Here is an 18,318-nt window from a genome sequence, read left to right on the forward strand (position 1 = left end):
CTATGGGAGTCTTATTGTTTGATGAATTTATGGATTTCTAACCATTTGGCTTCATTGCTTCCAACTTTCAAAATATAAATTCCTCCAGAAAGTTCCCTGATATTTATACGGACCTTTTTACCATCTCCCCTTCCTTCAAAGAATAACTTTCCGGTTATATCAGTCAACTGATATTTCATGACACCAACATGTCTGGAGTTAGATGTCACACTTAGCCAATCTTTAGCAGGGTTTGGATAAATATAAAAATTGTTTGAAGTTGCATAAGTTGTCGCAGCAAAACCTAATAACCTGGCCATTGGAGGATTACTGACATAAGTAAACTCTAAAATGCTTCCCCGATTTGTATTTACCTGTGGATTATTTGCGGAAGGGCCGGAGGTTATAAGACTACTATCGACTGCTAAATAGATTTTGTTCCCATCAGGTGAAATGGCCAGGTCTCGATACCTGTTTGCTGCCTTGAAATAATTAATTGTGTCACCAACAACTGCATCACCGCTACTGCTAAGTTTTAACCTAATAAGTTTGCCACCTTTGAGCGTTGTAATCAACAGCGAATTGTTCCAACCTGGAATTGCATAAGATGAATAATGCATAACATTACTGACAGCCTCACTCTCCCATGTCTCTGAATTTCCGTTAGGATATCCGGTTGCAGTATTACTGTTTTTAACAGCAGTTAAAATGGTATTTAAATAGGTGTTAGTAGATGGGTAAAATGTCTTTATAGGATTTTTATACTCGGGTCCGATTGAAGTTGAGTTTGCATTTTCAGAAGTAATTAGCGGGCAGGAAGTTTGCCACATACCGGAAAGTGTTGTGTTGGTTGAAGCTGCAGCAGCTAAACCATTATAATTACCATCATTCATTCCCACAATCAATGGATGTCCGTAATTGCTGCGCCGTTCGATTATATTAAGTTCATCGTCAGAGAAAGGACCATGCTCTGTTGAAAACAACCTTGTAACACCTGAAAAAACGCCTGTTCCCAGTCCTTGCGGGTTTCGATGCCCAAGCGACCACACTGCACTTTGCCTGCCATTATTTTTTCCGTTGCCAGCTCCCCCTGTTATATAAGGATTGTCATTTGGCAGCCATTGGTCAAAACCTTTATCCTTATCCGACTCAAGATTGAAACGTAATATTTTCCCTTCGTAAACGTTTGGATCCTGGGCATTATTTTTTCTTCCAGCATTGTTAAACTGGCCAGCACCCATCTCGCCTACTCCATAAAACAAGTAGTTTATACCGTTAACAGGAGCAATAGCAAGCCTGCCTCCATTATGATCGTTACTACCCGGTATTGTATCTACCAAAGTTACGGGGCTGGTCAGAATTTGTGCGGTAGAATTGTAATTGTAGCGTACAATCTTAGTCTTATAAAAACATCCTCCGTCATTAGTCACACAGCCTGAAAACGAATATACGTATGCAAGGTAAACGTATGGCTTACCGGTCAATAGTTGCGGATGTAGTGCTAAACCCATTAACCCGCCCTGGGGTGATCCGCCTGTCCCAAAATTCCGCATTGAAGTAAGGTCTACTAAAATTGTTTTAGACCCTGTAGCAGGATTTATTCGACTCACCTTATATCCCTTAGCTTCTGTAACCCATAAGTAGTTGTCAGGACCATAAGTAATCTCCCAAGGGTCGCTAAGACTATTTGCTACAACCCTGTAAGTAAACGTTTCTCCTAAAGGTCCGGTAACAGTTTGTGCGTTGCCTGTAAAGGTAAAAAAACACACTACGCTAAAAATTACTACAGTAGAAATCTTGTTCATACAGATGTATATATGGCACTAAGAACTCGCTTTGTAAGATATAAACTATCTATTTAATATACGTGTAACTGGTAATTAATTTTATAGAGGCGGGCTTTAATTATGATCAGTAAAACGGCTGTTGTACCTGCAGTCGGTGCTCACCTCCCCTTCAAGAAAATATACTACAAACCTCGCGTATCGCTTAAAGGTTTACCGGAGCAGTTCGAAAGGCTGTGCAAACTGCCCTTTAAGAAGCCCCTGCATTGGAAAAACAGGCATCAAACAATTTGATGTAGAATCTTTAGGGGAGGGTTACTGAATTTCAACCAACGAACAAACCATGCGCCTGAGCAATCCGCAACTATGACCGTTTTCTGCTTCAAAAGGCCCCAGGATCATGCATATGGAAAGACTTCAAAATAATGCTCGTTCTTCCACAAACTAAACATTCTATAAAAAAAGCGAAGTTTAACAAATGTTTTCTCCTTAGCAGCTGCTCAATCTCATTCTTCGTTTTTGTTGACAATCAAGATGTCTAGATCAAGGTGTCAATGTTCATGAAGAAGTCGGAACAACAAGGAAGTGCTGTTGCAACTTGCTTGTCCCTACAAACTCAAAATTAAGCTATATTGGCACTTTAAATACTGATTCGCTTTACCATAAGATAATTTGATTGAATGAGACCTCAGCTATTAAAAGTTATAAAGGGGCCGAATATATCCTTTAGTGTTCGCCAGGATCATGTTCCACATGTAAATAACCGTTGGCACTATCATTCAGAAGTAGAGCTCATACATTTTGAAAAAGGCGAAGGAACCCAGTTTGTAGGCGATAGCATAGAACGTTTTCAACCCGGCGATGTGGTGCTGGTAGGCTCTAATCTTCCACATTACTGGAGGTTCGATGATATTTACTTTTCAGAAAAAGGCGAGGTCACATCAGATGTTCGCGTTGCTCATTTCAATGAAAATTTCTGGGGTGAAACATTCCTGCACTTACCGGAAAATACCAATATTAAAGCTGTACTTGATAAGGGAAAAAGGGGCTTGCGCATCGCCGGACAAACCAGTCGGGAAGTTGCCGTGATTTTGGAGCAACTGTTGGAAGCCGACGGGCCAACCCGGCTGATCTTATTATTAAACGCACTGAACATCATCGCAAACAGCAGGGAAGTCTGCACTCTTTCTTCCATTGGGTTTAAACCTGATTTATTGGACCACGAAAAAGACCGGATCAATGATATCTATGAATATTCGCTTAAAAAGTTTAAAAGTAAGATTCAGCTTGAAGAAATTGCTTCAGTAGCCAACATCAGCCCAAACTCGTTTTGCCGCTACTTCAAATCAAGAACAAGAAAGACATACTCCCAGTTTCTCATTGAATTACGGGTAGGACATGCCTGCAAGTTGCTCATTGAAAATAACCTCAGTATAAAACAGCTTTGTTATGAAAGTGGCTTCAACAACTTTACCAGCTTTCACAAGTACTTTAAGCAAATCACCGGCAAAAGCCCGTTAACTTACCAACGCGAGTTTATGACAAGCTAGCATTCTCTATTGCAACCGGACTTGCTAAGATCATTTAATACAAAGACAACCGGCCAAACCGTAAGATTGTTTAATGTCCTTCCTTTGCTTCAAACAGCTTAGATCGATACGCCTGCCCCATGATTAAATTTATTTGTATCACCCTTGCCGCCATGTTTACTTTACAGGCGTTTGGGCAAAAAAACAACCCGGTTCTAATCGAGACTAAACATACTTCTCTTGTATTAACCATAGGAGATAACAAACGGGTATTACAGTCGTATTTCGGCGACAGGTTACCTGCAAGCAGCTATAGTCAACTAAAGGGAGGCCGCGAAGTTTTGCTTACAGCTGGCATGGAAAACCAGTTTGAACCAGCAATCAGAATGGTTCACAACGATGGTAATCCATCTCTGGAGCTCGTATATGCCAGCCATAGTGTTAACCGCAAGGATAGTAACGTAACTACTACGTCTATTACATTACAGGATCCACAGTATCCGGTTAAAGTGACCTTACACTATACAACATATTATAATGAAGATGTCATTAGCAGCTGGACCGAAATTAACCACAACGAAAAGAAGGCAGTAGTAGTGAGCAACTATGCGTCTTCAATGCTGCACTTTAATGCCGATGATTATTACCTTACACAATTCCATGGAGATTGGGCCAGGGAAGTGAATATGGTGGAAGAAAAACTAACCAATGGGATCAAAGTCGTTGAAAGCAAATTGGGCTCCCGAACAAACTTCTACCAGACCCAAACCTTTTTTGTTTCGTTAAACAAACCTTCTACCGAAACCGAAGGACAACTCATCGCAGGCACACTCGCGTGGACCGGCAATTTCAAATACACCTTTGAAGTGGATCAACGGAATGGCCTTCGGGTAATTTCAGGAATAAACCCATTTGCTTCTGAATACAATTTGTTGCCCGGTGAAACTTTTACCACACCCGCTTTTATCTATACTTATTCAGGGAAGGGTAAAGGACAGGCCAGCCGTAACCTGCACAGATGGGCAAGGAACTATGGCGTTCTAAACGGCAATGGTAACCGAATGACCCTTTTGAATAATTGGGAGGCTACCCATATGAACTTCGATGAAAGCAAACTGGTAACATTGTTTGATGAAGCGAAAAAGCTGGGCGTTGACCTGTTTTTACTCGACGATGGCTGGTTTGGAAATAAGTACCCCAGGAACGATGATAAGGCAGGTCTTGGCGACTGGCAGGAAGATAAAAAGAAGTTGCCTAATGGTATTGGCTATCTTGTTAAACAGGCAGAACAACGAGGTGTAAAATTCGGCATATGGCTGGAACCCGAAATGGTAAATCCGAAAAGTGAGTTGTATGAGAAACATCCGGACTGGATATTAAAGTTACCCAACAGGCCCGAGAACTATGGCAGAAACCAATTGGTTCTTGACCTCACTAACCCGAAAGTGCAGGACTTTGTTTTCAATACCGTTGACGAGCTACTCGTAAAAAGCCCCGGACTTGCTTTTATCAAATGGGACTGTAACCGGAGCATGACAAATGCCTATTCACCTTACCTCAAGGACAAACAATCCCACCTTTACATCGAGTATACCCGCAGTTTTTATAAGGTACTGGATCGTATCCGCGCCAAATACCCCACCCTTCCGATCATGCTGTGCTCAGGCGGTGGTGGAAGGACTGATTACGGCGCACTGAAGTACTTCACCGAGTTTTGGCCGAGCGACAATACGGATGCGTTTGAACGGGTATTCATACAGTGGGGATACTCTTACTTCTTTCCGGCAAACACGCTCACAGCGCACATCACCAGCATGGGTAAACAAAGCCTGAAATTCAGAACTGATGTTGCGATGATGGGTAAGTTGGGCTACGATATCCGGACCAACAATTTTACGCCCCAGGAACTGCAGTTCAGTAATACTGCAGTACAAACCTACAAGGGCATAAGTCCTGTAATTTGGTTTGGCGAACAGTACCGTTTGGTTTCGCCTTACGAGGGAAACCGTGCGGTGTTAATGTATGTAGCAGAGGACAAAAAGAGAGCGGTTCTTTTCAACTACCATCTCAACAGCCGCAGACAAGACATCTTTAACAGGGTGATGCTGCAGGGCCTTGATGCAAACAAGAAGTACCGGTTAAAAGAAATCAACTTATTTCCCGACACCAAATCAACCCAACCCGATAACGACAAAGTTTTTACCGGTGAATACCTCATGCAGGTTGGCCTTAACCTTGCACCCGGCAGGGCACTGCCGTTAACGAGTAACGTTTATGAACTAACGGAAGAATAGGGTTTGGTCTGGGTTGGATGTTCAATGTTGAATTTTAAATTGGTGGAGCTTTGGTTATGAATTTCTTTGTGGACCCAACTGGAGTCTTTCTATTAGGCATCGTTGCGTCGCACTCTTGTGCCGCAACAATTCTATTCGCCAAAGTTTGCTGCAAGGCATAGGTAAACCACGAGATCCCTCGTGCCTTGGGATGACAGACCATTGCGTCTCATATCCCATCACTCATATCTCATCACTTAAATTCTCCAATCCGTAATCCGCTAATCTTCTCATAACAACTTCCTCCGCGTAACCTTTGCCTCTCTCCTTCTCTGCGGTTCTTCTTCCAACCCGCAATTCGCTAATCCTCCATCCTATCACCCCTATTGCATAGCTCCCGACGAGATCCCTCGTGCTTGCCAATGACAAGTATCTTAAATATTTGATTCTCAATAGGAGTCTAAAAGCCTGGAAGTCGATTTATTCCTGCTTGTCATTTTAAAAGAGCTTAAGCAACGCTTATCGTTTACTCGGGATGACGGACAACTCCATAAGGATGACAAGACAATTGCCACTCACTCATCGTTCACATCTCATCGCTCGTCGAGACCACCATCAAACATCTAACATTTAACCTTCAACATAACCCCTGTATCTCATCGCTTCTTCCTCTGCGCAACCTTTGCTTCTCCGGTTCTCTGCGGTTACTTGAATCCGTCATCCGTGAATCCGAAATCCTCTAATCCCTACAGCCCGATCTTCAACGTCTCACCTTCTTTAACCGTATACTTTTTTTCCGTTCCTCCCCGCCGCAGCGTGATGACCAGTTTACCAGCCGGACCTCGACTCACCATTAGATCAAAATTATTGTCAAACGCACTGATGTTACGCAGTGACATGCGATCCCAGTCTTTTGGCAAACGGGGGGTGCAGTTGAATGATTTAAAACCCGTTGGCCGGATACCAAACATGCCTTCGGTATAGATGCGACAGTACAGCCCGCTTTCGGCGGACAAATGCCGTTGATTTCCTTCCGGATATGCTTCAACCGCATAAGGCACATGCTCGCCCAGCAACCGGCGTTTGGAATAATACTTGAGAAACCGGACAGCCTTTTCGGTTTCTCCCGCAGCGAATACCCCACGCAATCCGTACAGGGTTGACCGGTCCCAAAAAGTTTTGTTACCCGCAAGTGATGCAAGCCCATCTTCGGTCCACAACCTCGGTGAAAATAACGCAGCAATGGTACCCTCCCGCCGTTCGAAGATATCCATCACCAGCGGTGTGGTGATCCAGGCCCGAAGGGTATCATTACCTTCATAATAGCGGTATGTTTTAAAACCTTCAACAGTGGCGCCAAAAAACTTTTCAATGTTGGTGCGCATCGTTTTAGCCTGCTGTTGGTATTGGTTAAGCTGCGAGGTTGGCTTACCTAATTCTTTACCCAATAAAGCCGCAGAAACCAAAGCATCATAATATAAAGCGCTCGTATTTAAGTTCGCATTGCCAGCGGGGAACCTTCCTTCAAGCTCGTCTTTATTACTCCAAACCACCCCGTTTGCATTCACTTTGCGCCGGCAATATTCCAGGCACCATTCAATCAATGGCCACAATACCGCAGCAGAGTCCTTATTGCCATATGCGAGGGCATACCTGCCCGCGCCATAGGCGATCATTGCCATATCGCCGCGGTCGCCGGCACCTTGCCAGGTGGCATCGCCTTGTGCAATGATCGAACTGGGTATCGGCTTATAGTTGGGGTTCATAAAGCGGGCAAACATCCGGTAAGCATTCATGGACGATTTGTTACCAATTGTATCACCAAGAAATGCAAAAAAAGGATTGATGTATTCTGCCTGGTCATTAGCCCATATTGCTGCATAATAACGTAAGCCACCCGGCCCATGCATATAGCCGCCCTTCGTATTATAAATGCTTTCAGTCCCCCTAATTTTCGCGAATGCAAACATGGTGTTTAGGATGGGGTCGGGGGTTTCTAAAACAAGCTTTGATAACAGTTGTTGAACCCTCATTTTTCTTCGTTGCTCTTCATTATTTACTTCAACAACCAGGGGAGCATCGTTTCCATGAACGGCCTGATAAGTAATAGCAAAAACAACACTGTCGTTTGGAGCAACGGTTTTTTGTCCGTGACCGATTGTGGACACGAAAAAAGTATGTGGACCTTCACTCATGCGCTCGGCGGCGGGCCTGACCTTCCGTTCAAGGTATTCCATTTCAATTTTTACCGCCGCCTTTGTTCCATTTATAAATACCAGCTTTTCAATCGCAACAGGCTTATCTACAGACGGGAAGTAAGTGCGTTTTAAGGTCAATCCTTCACGGCCGATTTCACTCTCCATTTCCATTATGCCTTTATGCTTAACCCGGGTCACTTTTTCCGGCAAGTCGGCAGCAACGTTCGCATTGTACACACCACCCTTAAGTAACCTGTCGTTGATCAATATTCTTGGAAGGTCGCCATCCTCTACATTATAGGTCATATGGGCAATCGTTCTTACCGGCAAGAGCCTGAACGTGGGGAAAACCATTGTTCTCGAAATCTTCGAACGGGCAATACTGTCAACGCCGTATTGCATCCATAAGGCAACCTTTTCGCCACCCATTTCAATATGATCCTGGTGTGGCACCCGGTTATCTACTGTCCACGAAATACTTCCGTCGCTCTGAATTTTCCAACGGTCATTTTGGTCGGGCAACTTAATTTCCTGTGCGCTTAATGCAGTTCCTACGAGCAGGATAATTCCCGCGATAATCTTTCTTGATTGCATATTTGAACAGGTCAATTTAATTGTTTGTGAAGCCGTAATTTGTTTAAGTATGAGCCTTTGAGACACGCGCTTGTACGATGGCACGCACACCAACAAGCGCTTGTTGAGTCGAAAGATCTTATGGTTTGTTTATGGCCATTCAGGAAGACACTGTCAGGGGATCAGAAAACACGTAAATGAATTAAGCGAACTACGATGATAATTCATCATTCATAATTAAGTGTCGTTTACTTAAGCCCCTTCGCACACGTGCCGAATAGAATTGTTGCCGTAAAAGGGAGTGACACCCGTCCGACTGGCGGTAGCCGGGCGGGTAACCGGAGCTCCATAGATGTTCCTCTGCCGGTCACCAAAAAATTCCAACAAGTAAGAACGTTGACCGGCTCATCGTTCCCTGCAGGACTCCTCCTTCGTCGGAATGACAGACAGTTCACGTCTCATCATTCATAGTTCATAATTCATAATACATCATTACTGTAGTGTCACATCAATAGACGCTTCTTTACCCTTTGCTTTAACGGTGATCTTCCCGTTTTGTACGCCAAATTTCACGGTCATTTTTGACTTGCCCTGTGGGCTGGTAATCTGTGCATCTGCAGGAACTGTCCAAACATAGTCGCCATTATCGAGATAGTAAGTGTAATAATCTCTTGTACTGTTTTTAGGCTGTGTTGTGCCACCAACGATCTTTAAAAATGTTGGCTCTTCATATGCGCCACCATCAGGGAAATTTTTTTCACAACCGGCTAGGGCGACACCTTGCACCAACAAAACCAGGATGAGGATGTTTTTTAGTCGCTTCATACTTTTACTGTTTTAGATTAATAACCCGGATTTTGTTTTAGGTTGGGGTTGTTGTCGATTTCCAGCTGGGGGACCGGCCACAGATACCGGAACTCCTGCCAGTTGGTAATTCTATAATTATTTGCACCCACACTTAAGTGTTTATTTTCAAGCGCCGATTTCAATAAGCCCCACCTCACCAGGTCTTCGTAACGTGAACTCTCCCCAGCAAATTCCACCCTCCGTTCATGCATGATGCGATCGCGCATGGCATTTTTGTCGGCCACATAAGTCGGCTTAGACGGATCGGTATTTTGCAGCGGAGGCATGCCTACCCGTGCGCGTACCTGGTTGATGGCTGCAAACACAGATACGTCAGGGCCAACGGCTTCATTTTGGGCCTCAGCATAAACGAGCAGCACGTCGGCATATCGATACATGATCCAGTTTAAACCGGTCCCATTAAGTGCAGTTTGCTCAGTACGTGTAGAAGTATATTTTCTAAACGTATAACCTGAAGGGGTCCATGCCCGGTTCCATGTGGCAGTGCCATATGGCGCACCATGAAACACCACTGAAATTCCGAGCCTTGGATCACGGTTTTGATATTGCGTATTGTTGGTGGTAACGTCTATTCCAGTTGGGTCGAACCGGGATCCATCCAGCCTTTCGAATTCGTTTACCAGCGATTGTAAAACAGAAATGTTACCATAGCTTGCCCCGCCACCCGGGACCTGTTGAGCGGCGCTTGCATTATTTGGATACCGTGTTGCGAGGTTGGTATAGCCACCTCCTTTAGCGTCGCCTGCCTGGAATTCAAACAGCGACTCGGCCGTGTTTTTATTACCTGGTTTAAACAAATCACTCATATTGGGCAACAGGGTATAACCCAATGTCATGGCTTCACCCGAAAACTTAGCAGCATTAGCCCAGTCTTTGTTGTAGAGGTATTCTTTTGCCAGTAACAGCAGCGCACCACCCCGGGTAACACGACCGATATCAGCACCTGTATACTTTACCGGCAGATCAGCATACGAAGAAGTAAGATCAGCATAGATTTGTTTAACGACGTCAGCCTTTGGTGCCCTTTCCGGCAGTGCGGGTTCTTCATTGGGATCTTTGGTGAGCAAGGGTACGTCGCCAAAACGCCAGACCAACCGGTGGTAGCAAAATGCCCGAAGGAATTTCGCTTCAGCGATTAATCTTTTCTTAAGGGTAGGGTCCATTTGTATGGCATCAACCCTTGCAAGGAACACGTTTGCACGAACGATAATTACATAATGACTTGACCAGAAACGATAGGGATAGTGGTTGCGGCCTGAGGGCGTTTCAAGGCCGTTGGATAATCCCCAGAGGTGGTCAGTAGTCCCTTCCATTTGCGGGGCAAGGTCGTCGGTTAACACATTTTCATTCACAATCTCGCGTGCGAAATTGTCGCTAAGCGTATATGCGTAAATCCCATTTACTGCGAGTATCGCATCATTTGCAGTTTTAAAAAAGTTCTCTTCCGTATATGTCGCTGATGGGCTTACTTCAAGCAGATTTTTTTTGCACGAAGTACCGGTAAAGCCGAGGGTACAGGCAAAAACGAGGGTTAATTTATACCACTTCATATCGATGCTTTAAATAAATTAAAAGTTTAGATTGATGCCGGCCAACAGGGTTTTTGCCTGCGGGTAGGTTTCGTTTTGACGTTGCACGGTACCCGGCCGTTCCGGATCCAGTCCGACAAATGGCGTAAACAGGAAGGGGTTTTCTGCCGCGATATAGATCCTCAAATTCGCCATTTTCATTTGTTCGAGCAGTTTGCGCGGAAGTGTATAACCAAGTTCAATATGCCTGATCTTGAAGTAAGAGGCATCCTGAACACGCAGGCTCGTTGCCTCGCCCGTATTGTATTCCGAGGTTACGATCCTGGGGATAAGGTTTGAAGTTCCGGGACCATGCCACCGATTAAGCACATAATCAAAGTTGTTCCTGACACCGGCGCCAAATTCAAAGTAGCCACCTACTGCATACCTAAGAATTCTTCGCCCGAAATCTCCTTGTGAACTTACATTAAAGTCAAAGTTTTTAAACCTCAGATCGCCGTTGATACCCATCGTGTATTTCGGAACAGATGAACCCAATGGCTCCCGATCGGCTCCGTCAACTACACCGTCGCCGTTAAGGTCTACCAGGCGGAGGTCTCCGGGCTGATCATTTGCCTGGTGGGGATTCTTGCTGATCTCTTCCGCTGATTGCCAAACCCCATTTGACCGGTATCCATATACACTTCCAATTGGATAACCGACTTTTGTTACTGAGCGCGTTGCATCTCCAAATAATACTGTTCCGGGAGTACCGAGACTCACGACTTCGTTTTTATTGTAAGAACCCGTAAAGCTGAGTGAATACCGGATGTCCTTGCCGGCACTGCTACTGTATTCGAGAAACAGCTCTATCCCCTTATTACGTACCTGCCCAACATTCCTGACCTGGGTTCCGGCATTGATATCGTTGTTGAAATTACCTGTTGTGGAAGGAACCGGCACTGATGTAAGGATGTCTTTCGTGAGTTTATTATAGGCGTCCAGGGTAATCGTAACCCTGTTTTTCAGCAGCTTTATATCAAGACCAATGTTGCTCAGGTAAGAGGTCTCCCATTTGATGTCGGGATTAACAAGGCCGCTAAAGGCAGCGCCCTGCACCGCAGTATTATTAAAAAAATAGGGGTTATTTAAACCGATGTTCTGTAAATACACAAAATTTGGTATAGCCTCGTTGCCGATAGCGCCATAGCTTGCTCTCAACTTCAGGTCGTTTACCAATCCTTTGAAGCGGTCGAAAAAAGCTTCATCCGATATCCTCCATCCTACAGATGCTGAAGGAAAGAAACCATATTTTAACCGTGGAGAGAAACGCGATGAGCCATCATACCTTCCCACCAGTTCAAGCAGGTATCGGCGTTTATAATCATAATTCACCCTGCCGAAAAACGAGCGAAGGGATGATTCCACTTTACTGCCCGAAACCTGGTCTAGCAGGTTGCTTCCGGCATCAAGTACAAAAAAATCATTACTCGGAAAACCGGTCCGTGTTGCCTGGTTCGTTTCATTAACGGTATACTGTTCGGAGTGACCCAAAAGGGCAGATGTATTATGGTCGCCATAGGTTTTTGTAAATGTGAGCACATTATTGACGATCCAGTTTTTGAAATAGGCGTTCAGCTCCACTAGCCGCCTGTTCTGCGCTAATCGCTCTCCAACCGTTACACCTAACGGGTCAACGATGCTATAGGATGGATCGAAAGTCTTATTGTGGTTGATACTTAAGTTGAGTCCACCGGTACTGCGGAACTTAAGAAATGGTCGAATTGCGTACTCGATATAAACTGAAGAATTCGTTCCGGTAGTTGGATTTAGATTTGTGTAGTCGGCGCCAATGGCAAATGTTTGCAAAGGGTTCAATCCTCCATTTTCGGAGTTAGTAGGCCCACCCGGCAAGCGATAGCCTGGGGTACCATCGGGGTTATTAAGCGGGATGGTTGGGGCAAACTCAATTGCGTTTTGCAGTGCAGGTCCACCTCTTGATTTGGTGTTGTACACGTAGGCGTTTAAACCTATAGTGAAGCGGTCGCTCATTTTGATATCGAGGTTTACACGCCCTGTGATCCTTTTATAAAATGAATACTTTACTATACCCTTGTCATCTAAGTAGTTTGAAGCAAGCAGGTACCGGATCTTGTCGGTACCACCACTAAAAGAGACGTTGTGCTCCTGCCGAATTCCCGTTTCCAGGATTGCACCAAGCCAATTGGTTCCTTCGCCAAACGACGCAATGGCGCTGTCGCTCCATGTAGGAATTGCATTACTGTTTATACGTGCCTCGTTCTGAAGGCGGGCAAAATCTTTTGCGCCGAGTATACGCGGCATGCGCATAATATTAGACGCACCGGCTACATAAGAATAACCTACAACAGTTTTGCCTGCAGCTCCCCGCCTTGTAGTAACCACGATAACGCCGTTGGCTGCACGTGAGCCATAAATTGCACTGGCTGAAGCATCTTTTAATACGGTAATCGATTCGATGTCTTTCGGGCTGATCGTATTCAAGTCTTGCCCCTCAACCCCATCTACAATTACCAGGGGCCCCTTGCCGGAATTTAGCGTGCCCTCTCCCCTAATCCGAATATCAACACCGGCGCCGGGCTGCCCCGATGTACGCGTGATCTGCACACCGGAAACCTTACCCTGTATCGCCTGGCCAACCCCGGTGGTGGCAGTATTCGCGATGTCGGCCCCGCTGACCGTTCCTACTGAACCGGTAACGCTACCTCTCCTTTGGGTTCCGTATCCTACAACCACAACTTCCTCCAGCGCTTTCGTTTCGGCTGAAAGCACCACGTTGTGGGTAGTTTGGTTATTGACAGGAATACGCTGAACGGCATAACCCACTGAAGTAAAAACAAGGGTACCATTTGCCGGAGCCTGGATGGTGTAAGCGCCATTGTCGCCGGTAGCAACACCTGTTCCTCCTCCCTCTACCCTTACTGATACCCCGCTTAACGGACCCTGGGGACCGGATACCGTTCCTTTAACTACAATTGAACTTGCCTGGCCAAGCAACTGCTGGGTGTTAAGCAGCAGGCAAGCCCCTGCAATAAACACCATCAAAAGGGTAGTTTTGAAATTTGGTTTTGTGCTCATTGGTTATTGTTTGAATGATCTGCTTTACCATTTACCTGAAACATAATTAGCATTACAATTCGTTGACTTCAGTCTTTAATAGTGTATATACAGTAAGCGTATGATCCGGTACCTACGGCACCATTTACTTTTACTGCAAGGCCCGTATTGCTCAACCGAGCTTAACCGGGCTTGAATAAAAAGGCGAGTCCAGATGTTGCTCTGGCGTATGAACTTCGACTCATGGCAAATAGGTTTGAGGAAAGCAGTAGTTAAGATCACTAGCTCGTAGAACAGGCACAAATTTGTATCCAGTCCTCCGATCGGGGCAACAAATCGTTAGCATAGCCTTTCCTCATTTTAGCATTATCATAAACCGCCAGGCTACTGTTTTTCGAACATGCACAAATAACCTCCGCCTGCTGCAAGAGCCAGGGTTACCACATCTGCACCAGTAGCGCTTCGCGATTCTTCCACTACCTCATCAGTTTTCCCCATTGCATCTTTTACAACCTGCGCCTTGTATTTGCTATCTCCTAAGAATTGAAGGGGTACCTCCACGTTTTTAAAATTGAGTCCGTTCATTATGGCCAAAAACCATGTGCTGCCTTTCCGGCGGGCATACACCGCCAACTCCCCGATTGCTGAAGGTGGAAGTACAATTGTTTCATCCCAGGTTGCGGGGATCGATTTGATTATTTCTACAGTTTTGCGTGGAAGTGCCAATAAGGTGTCAGGGTTTGCGGCATAGGTAAGTACCGGCGCGCTTAGTATTGCAGCGCTGGCAAGCTGGTGCGCCCAGCTGGTGTTTTGACGGCGCGCCCCCAGGTGAACCACGGTATATTCTGCCGGACCTGCAAGGAACCGGGTAAAGGGTATCGTGGTTTCATGTGTTGCCCGATCCGCGAGTTTACTTGCTTCCATGCCTTTCACCGCTTCGCGGATCATCTCGTTGGGATAGGTTCTTGCCTGCCCGGTCGGTTTATTGGCGCCATGGAAATCGACCATCAGCTGATACTTTGCCGTCTCTTTCAAAATATCCATGTATAAGTCCACGACCTCTTTGGCTTCATGATCAAAGAAATCAAGCTTTACTCCCCTGACCCCCAATTCGGCACACTTGCCAAAAAACGAATCCCGGGAAGCTTTCTTCTGCAAATTCCTGGAGTGCTTCCAGAACCATATGTCCACGTTTTTGCTACGGGAATATTGAACCAGTTCTTTGATTTCAGCATCCGTCCACCTGCTCCAAAAACCCTCGAGGATATTGTGCTCGAAGCCCAATAGAGCTGCACCATCCGTAAAATGTTTCATCACCTCCAGTGTGCCATCCCCGCCGCCGTTTAGGTACTTCCAAACCGCCCTGCCTGGTTTGATCCATGATGTATTTATACCCTGCGGAAACAGTGCAGGATCTGGCGGCGGACATAAATTGTGCACCATATCGTTATTTACCAGCTGGTTTAAGTCAGCACCCACCATTACAACCCGCCATGGTGTGGTAATTGAACCGGCGATCGCGGCAGGCTGCATCAGCCTCTGTGTATCGGCAGCACTATATCGAAGTTTATATGGGTAGGAGGTTGGTTGTTTATGGGCAAGGGTAATTTCAAGCCCGCTTTTACCATTGGGGCGGAGTGCCATCCCGGGATAGTCTTTCAAGTCTGCTTCGGTGATTGCAGCATATACTCCTTGTGGCAGCTGGTAAGTTGCGGGTGGAGCCACCCATTCCCCATCTGCTAAGCTACCCGCCTGTTTTTTCGAATGAACACTTTCATAGTGCATGTTTAGGTCATGATACCACACCGTACTTGCGCGTGGCAAATTAAAAATGGTTTGTTCATCGGGTACCCTCGCGGATGTTGCAGCGGCTGGCAGAACCATCTGGTATGCAGCGCCGCCGTTGAAGACGCGCACATCTATGGTGTAGGAAAAATTCTTTTGCGACAGTAATATCTTCGAGCCATTGTATTCGTTAACGGCAGTTGAATGCACTCCCCACCAGGGGTAACTTTCTGTCAGGGAGTAATTTTTTGCCCCGGCTATTACTACATTATTGGTTATTGTATTTTGATCAAGAGTAGCTATTAACGGCGACGTCTCAACAACGTGGATTCCTCTAAAATCTATGTTGAACATTAATTGTTCCCGCTGAAGGAATAACCGGAAGCGGACTTGTTTGTCGGGGCTAAAAACAGTGGTAGTATCTGCCGCACGGGAGTCGAAAAAAAGTAATAAACATAGGAGTGCGAAACAAACGCACATTGTTTTTTTCATACGGAGAATCGTTTAAGCAATCAGGACAGCTCAAATAGCTGGATACAGCAACGATGCAATTGAGCGAATTTTCAAGGCAGGTAAACCCTTGTTATTAGCAAATTATTCAACAATTCTGGCAAGGCAACACTTAGTATACCCTCTTCAGAAATCATGATTGCAGACCAGGCCGGGTTACTGCTCCGGTTTAATAACAATGGAACCGCCGGTGAGAGAACTTGTCCGTTACACTATTCGGGCATTGATCAAGTTTAGTCAGCAACGTGTACGTATGATTTGCTGAGTGCAACTGTAAAGTAAAGTTCCGATCCGGGTATAAACCAGAAACCAGGTAAACTACAAAGGTTCAATTGGTGGATAATGTAAATCAGTCAATGCAGGTGCCTTCAAATCGTCAGCATTAGTCACAACAAGCCTGACTTCTAAATAAAAAACCGGTGCAAAATGTGACTACAAAAACGGAAGTTAAATGCAAATGGAGCGAACAGCTTCGCTCCATTTGCAGAAAACACATCATGAATTATTACCAATCCGGATTTTGCGTGTAGGGATCACCGGTGGTTGTTGCGTCTATTTGTGCCTGGGGAATAGGGCGTAGCACATGTTTCTGCTGAATGTTCGGCCGGGCTTCGGGGTTGTGAAGTCGAACCCTTTCGAGCAATTTATTTGTTCTTACCAGGTCCCACCAACGCATGTTTTCGCCACAAAGCTCGCGGGAACGTTCATCCAACATGAAGTCAATCGAGAGATCGGCAGCGGTAATCCTGTTTACACTGCCGGCACTTGCAGCCCTGTCGCGAATTACGTTAACAAAAGCGGCCGCATCTGTCGCTTTACCTAACATAAATGCTGCCTCCGCAGCTACCAGGTAAGTTTCGGCAAGCCTGTAAACGATAACCGGCCGGATAGAAGGTGAATTTAGATCAGCACGTTTGGTATCGAAATACTTCGTCATTGTAGGCGCAAGCGTATTGTCGTATTTACGCGGAGGTATTAATAAGTAACGAGATGCCGCAATCTGGGCATCGCTCACATCATACCCGGGCATAAAGATGGCTGTATCTCCTAACTTGAATTTTGGCTGCCCTGGAACGGCTCCAGCAGGTGCGCCCGCAGGTAAAGTTGAGGGCCACACCGGGTAACCCTTCGGATCAGGATTATTAGCATACCAAACCGTTTGAAATGTGTTATGATACCGGGTATCTTTTATTTTTTCTCGGAAGGCAGTATCGGTTAACCAACGTGTCGGAATACAGCGGATGTAAGGTCGGCCATAAAATACGTCGCGTACCATTCCGGGTCTCCGTTCGTATTGCCCTACCCACATATGGTTGAGCACGTTGTCGGCGCTAAAATTAGAAACACCACTATTGTTCGGACCGTTAAACGCAATATTAGAAGTATGTTGTACGGTCCATAATACCTCACTGTTCTCTTCATTCCCTTCAGCAAAGACTTTTGAGAAATCGGGTAGCAGTGCCAGCTGCAGTGATGCTGTTTTATTGATCAGTTCCGTAGCATTGTTGTAGGCATCCTGGTAGTCTCCTGCTTGCCTGGCTGCGCTGCCTGCGCGGGTGAGATAAACTTTTGCCAGAACATGTTGTGCTGCGGCTGCCGACGCCTTACCCGGCAATACACCACTACTTTTTGGTCCAGCAGGCAACAAGGCAATTGCGTCTTTCAGGTCCTGTATAATAAAGTTATAAACGTCGGCCTTTGGTGTACGGCTGGCCGACGTGGTAGCAGATGCCTGAAAACTTTTGTTCAAGGTTACGTCGCCAAAAAACTGAACTAGTATGAAGTAATAATTAGCGCGTAAAAATTTTGCTTCTGCAACCATCCGGTCTTTGGTTGCTTTAGGGAGGTCTACTTTTTCGGCATTGTCAATTACAGCATTACAGGTATTAATAAATGTATAGGCATTTCTCCAATTGGCGTTTACAGTGCCGTGAGAAGGTGTATAGGAACTGCTGTAAACATTGATGTCGCTGTTTCCGTCAACACCGCGCTGGAACTCATCAGTCCCTATTACCGTAATGGTAAGCAGGTCCTGGTTGCCCCAAAACAGGCGGGTGCCTGCATAGGCAGCGTCAAGTGCCATTTGGAAACCCTGGCTTGTATTTATGCCCGCGGGCACCAGGACCGACCGTGGTTCTTCGATCAACCTTTTATTGCAACTAAGCATTGCCGTAATCAGGATTACAACCATCAAACTACTTATCCTTTTCATATTA

The 18,318-nt window shown here is 45.6% G+C and carries 9 protein-coding genes; 2 read left to right on the top strand and 7 right to left on the bottom strand.

The window, feature by feature from the left end; all coding sequences use genetic code 11:
- Nucleotides 1-11: 11 nt before the first annotated feature.
- Nucleotides 12-1,784 carry a PQQ-dependent sugar dehydrogenase gene (locus EXU57_RS21745; protein WP_133270375.1) on the bottom strand — a complete coding sequence of 591 codons (1,773 nt, stop codon included), beginning with the start codon at nucleotides 1,782-1,784 and terminating at the stop codon, nucleotides 12-14.
- Between the two features lie 659 nt (nucleotides 1,785-2,443).
- On the opposite strand from EXU57_RS21745, the gene EXU57_RS21750 reads away from it, so the two are divergent.
- Both EXU57_RS21750 and EXU57_RS21755 read left to right on the top strand, forming a co-directional pair.
- Entirely contained in the window at nucleotides 2,444-3,313 is an 870-nt protein-coding gene (locus EXU57_RS21750; RefSeq protein ID WP_133270376.1) for an AraC family transcriptional regulator, read from the top strand.
- Nucleotides 3,314-3,432: 119 nt separating this feature from the next.
- Nucleotides 3,433-5,586: an alpha-galactosidase gene (locus EXU57_RS21755; RefSeq protein ID WP_133270377.1), complete on the top strand. Its 2,154-nt coding sequence runs from the start codon at nucleotides 3,433-3,435 to the stop codon at nucleotides 5,584-5,586.
- A gap of 725 nt (nucleotides 5,587-6,311) precedes the next feature.
- On the opposite strand, the gene EXU57_RS21760 is transcribed toward EXU57_RS21755, so the two are convergent.
- The 6 genes from EXU57_RS21760 to EXU57_RS21785 all read right to left on the bottom strand — a co-directional run bounded on the left by EXU57_RS21760 (nucleotide 6,312) and on the right by EXU57_RS21785 (nucleotide 18,314).
- The gene (locus tag EXU57_RS21760; RefSeq protein ID WP_207955566.1) at nucleotides 6,312-8,357 is read right to left on the bottom strand and encodes a hypothetical protein; all 2,046 of its coding nucleotides are present in this window, start codon (nucleotides 8,355-8,357) and stop codon (nucleotides 6,312-6,314) included.
- A 471-nt stretch (nucleotides 8,358-8,828) separates the two neighbouring features.
- A complete protein-coding gene (locus EXU57_RS21765; RefSeq protein WP_133270378.1) occupies nucleotides 8,829-9,161 on the bottom strand; it encodes a hypothetical protein in 333 nt (110 codons plus the stop codon).
- A gap of 17 nt (nucleotides 9,162-9,178) precedes the next feature.
- Complete coding sequence (locus EXU57_RS21770) at nucleotides 9,179-10,753, bottom strand: RagB/SusD family nutrient uptake outer membrane protein (protein ID WP_133270379.1); 1,575 nt, start codon at nucleotides 10,751-10,753, stop codon at nucleotides 9,179-9,181.
- Between the two features lie 18 nt (nucleotides 10,754-10,771).
- The gene (locus EXU57_RS21775; RefSeq protein ID WP_133270380.1) at nucleotides 10,772-13,828 is read right to left on the bottom strand and encodes a SusC/RagA family TonB-linked outer membrane protein; all 3,057 of its coding nucleotides are present in this window, start codon (nucleotides 13,826-13,828) and stop codon (nucleotides 10,772-10,774) included.
- 363 nt (nucleotides 13,829-14,191) lie between these two features.
- Nucleotides 14,192-16,084 carry a glycoside hydrolase family 97 protein gene (locus EXU57_RS21780; RefSeq protein ID WP_133270381.1) on the bottom strand — a complete coding sequence of 631 codons (1,893 nt, stop codon included), beginning with the start codon at nucleotides 16,082-16,084 and terminating at the stop codon, nucleotides 14,192-14,194.
- A 523-nt stretch (nucleotides 16,085-16,607) separates the two neighbouring features.
- Nucleotides 16,608-18,314 carry a RagB/SusD family nutrient uptake outer membrane protein gene (locus EXU57_RS21785; protein ID WP_133270382.1) on the bottom strand — a complete coding sequence of 569 codons (1,707 nt, stop codon included), beginning with the start codon at nucleotides 18,312-18,314 and terminating at the stop codon, nucleotides 16,608-16,610.
- Nucleotides 18,315-18,318: the final 4 nt, after the last annotated feature.

Origin of the sequence: Segetibacter sp. 3557_3 (genome assembly GCF_004354985.1) — a bacterium.
Lineage (GTDB): Bacteria > Bacteroidota > Bacteroidia > Chitinophagales > Chitinophagaceae > Segetibacter.

Coding starts and splice junctions, on each gene's coding strand:
- EXU57_RS21745 (WP_133270375.1), bottom strand. CDS start 1,784: ATGAACAAGATTTCTACTGTAGTAATTTTTAGCGTAGTGTGTTTTTTT.
- EXU57_RS21750 (WP_133270376.1), top strand. CDS start 2,444: ATGAGACCTCAGCTATTAAAAGTTATAAAGGGGCCGAATATATCCTTT.
- EXU57_RS21755 (WP_133270377.1), top strand. CDS start 3,433: ATGATTAAATTTATTTGTATCACCCTTGCCGCCATGTTTACTTTACAG.
- EXU57_RS21760 (WP_207955566.1), bottom strand. CDS start 8,357: ATGCAATCAAGAAAGATTATCGCGGGAATTATCCTGCTCGTAGGAACT.
- EXU57_RS21765 (WP_133270378.1), bottom strand. CDS start 9,161: ATGAAGCGACTAAAAAACATCCTCATCCTGGTTTTGTTGGTGCAAGGT.
- EXU57_RS21770 (WP_133270379.1), bottom strand. CDS start 10,753: ATGAAGTGGTATAAATTAACCCTCGTTTTTGCCTGTACCCTCGGCTTT.
- EXU57_RS21775 (WP_133270380.1), bottom strand. CDS start 13,828: ATGAGCACAAAACCAAATTTCAAAACTACCCTTTTGATGGTGTTTATT.
- EXU57_RS21780 (WP_133270381.1), bottom strand. CDS start 16,084: ATGAAAAAAACAATGTGCGTTTGTTTCGCACTCCTATGTTTATTACTT.
- EXU57_RS21785 (WP_133270382.1), bottom strand. CDS start 18,314: ATGAAAAGGATAAGTAGTTTGATGGTTGTAATCCTGATTACGGCAATG.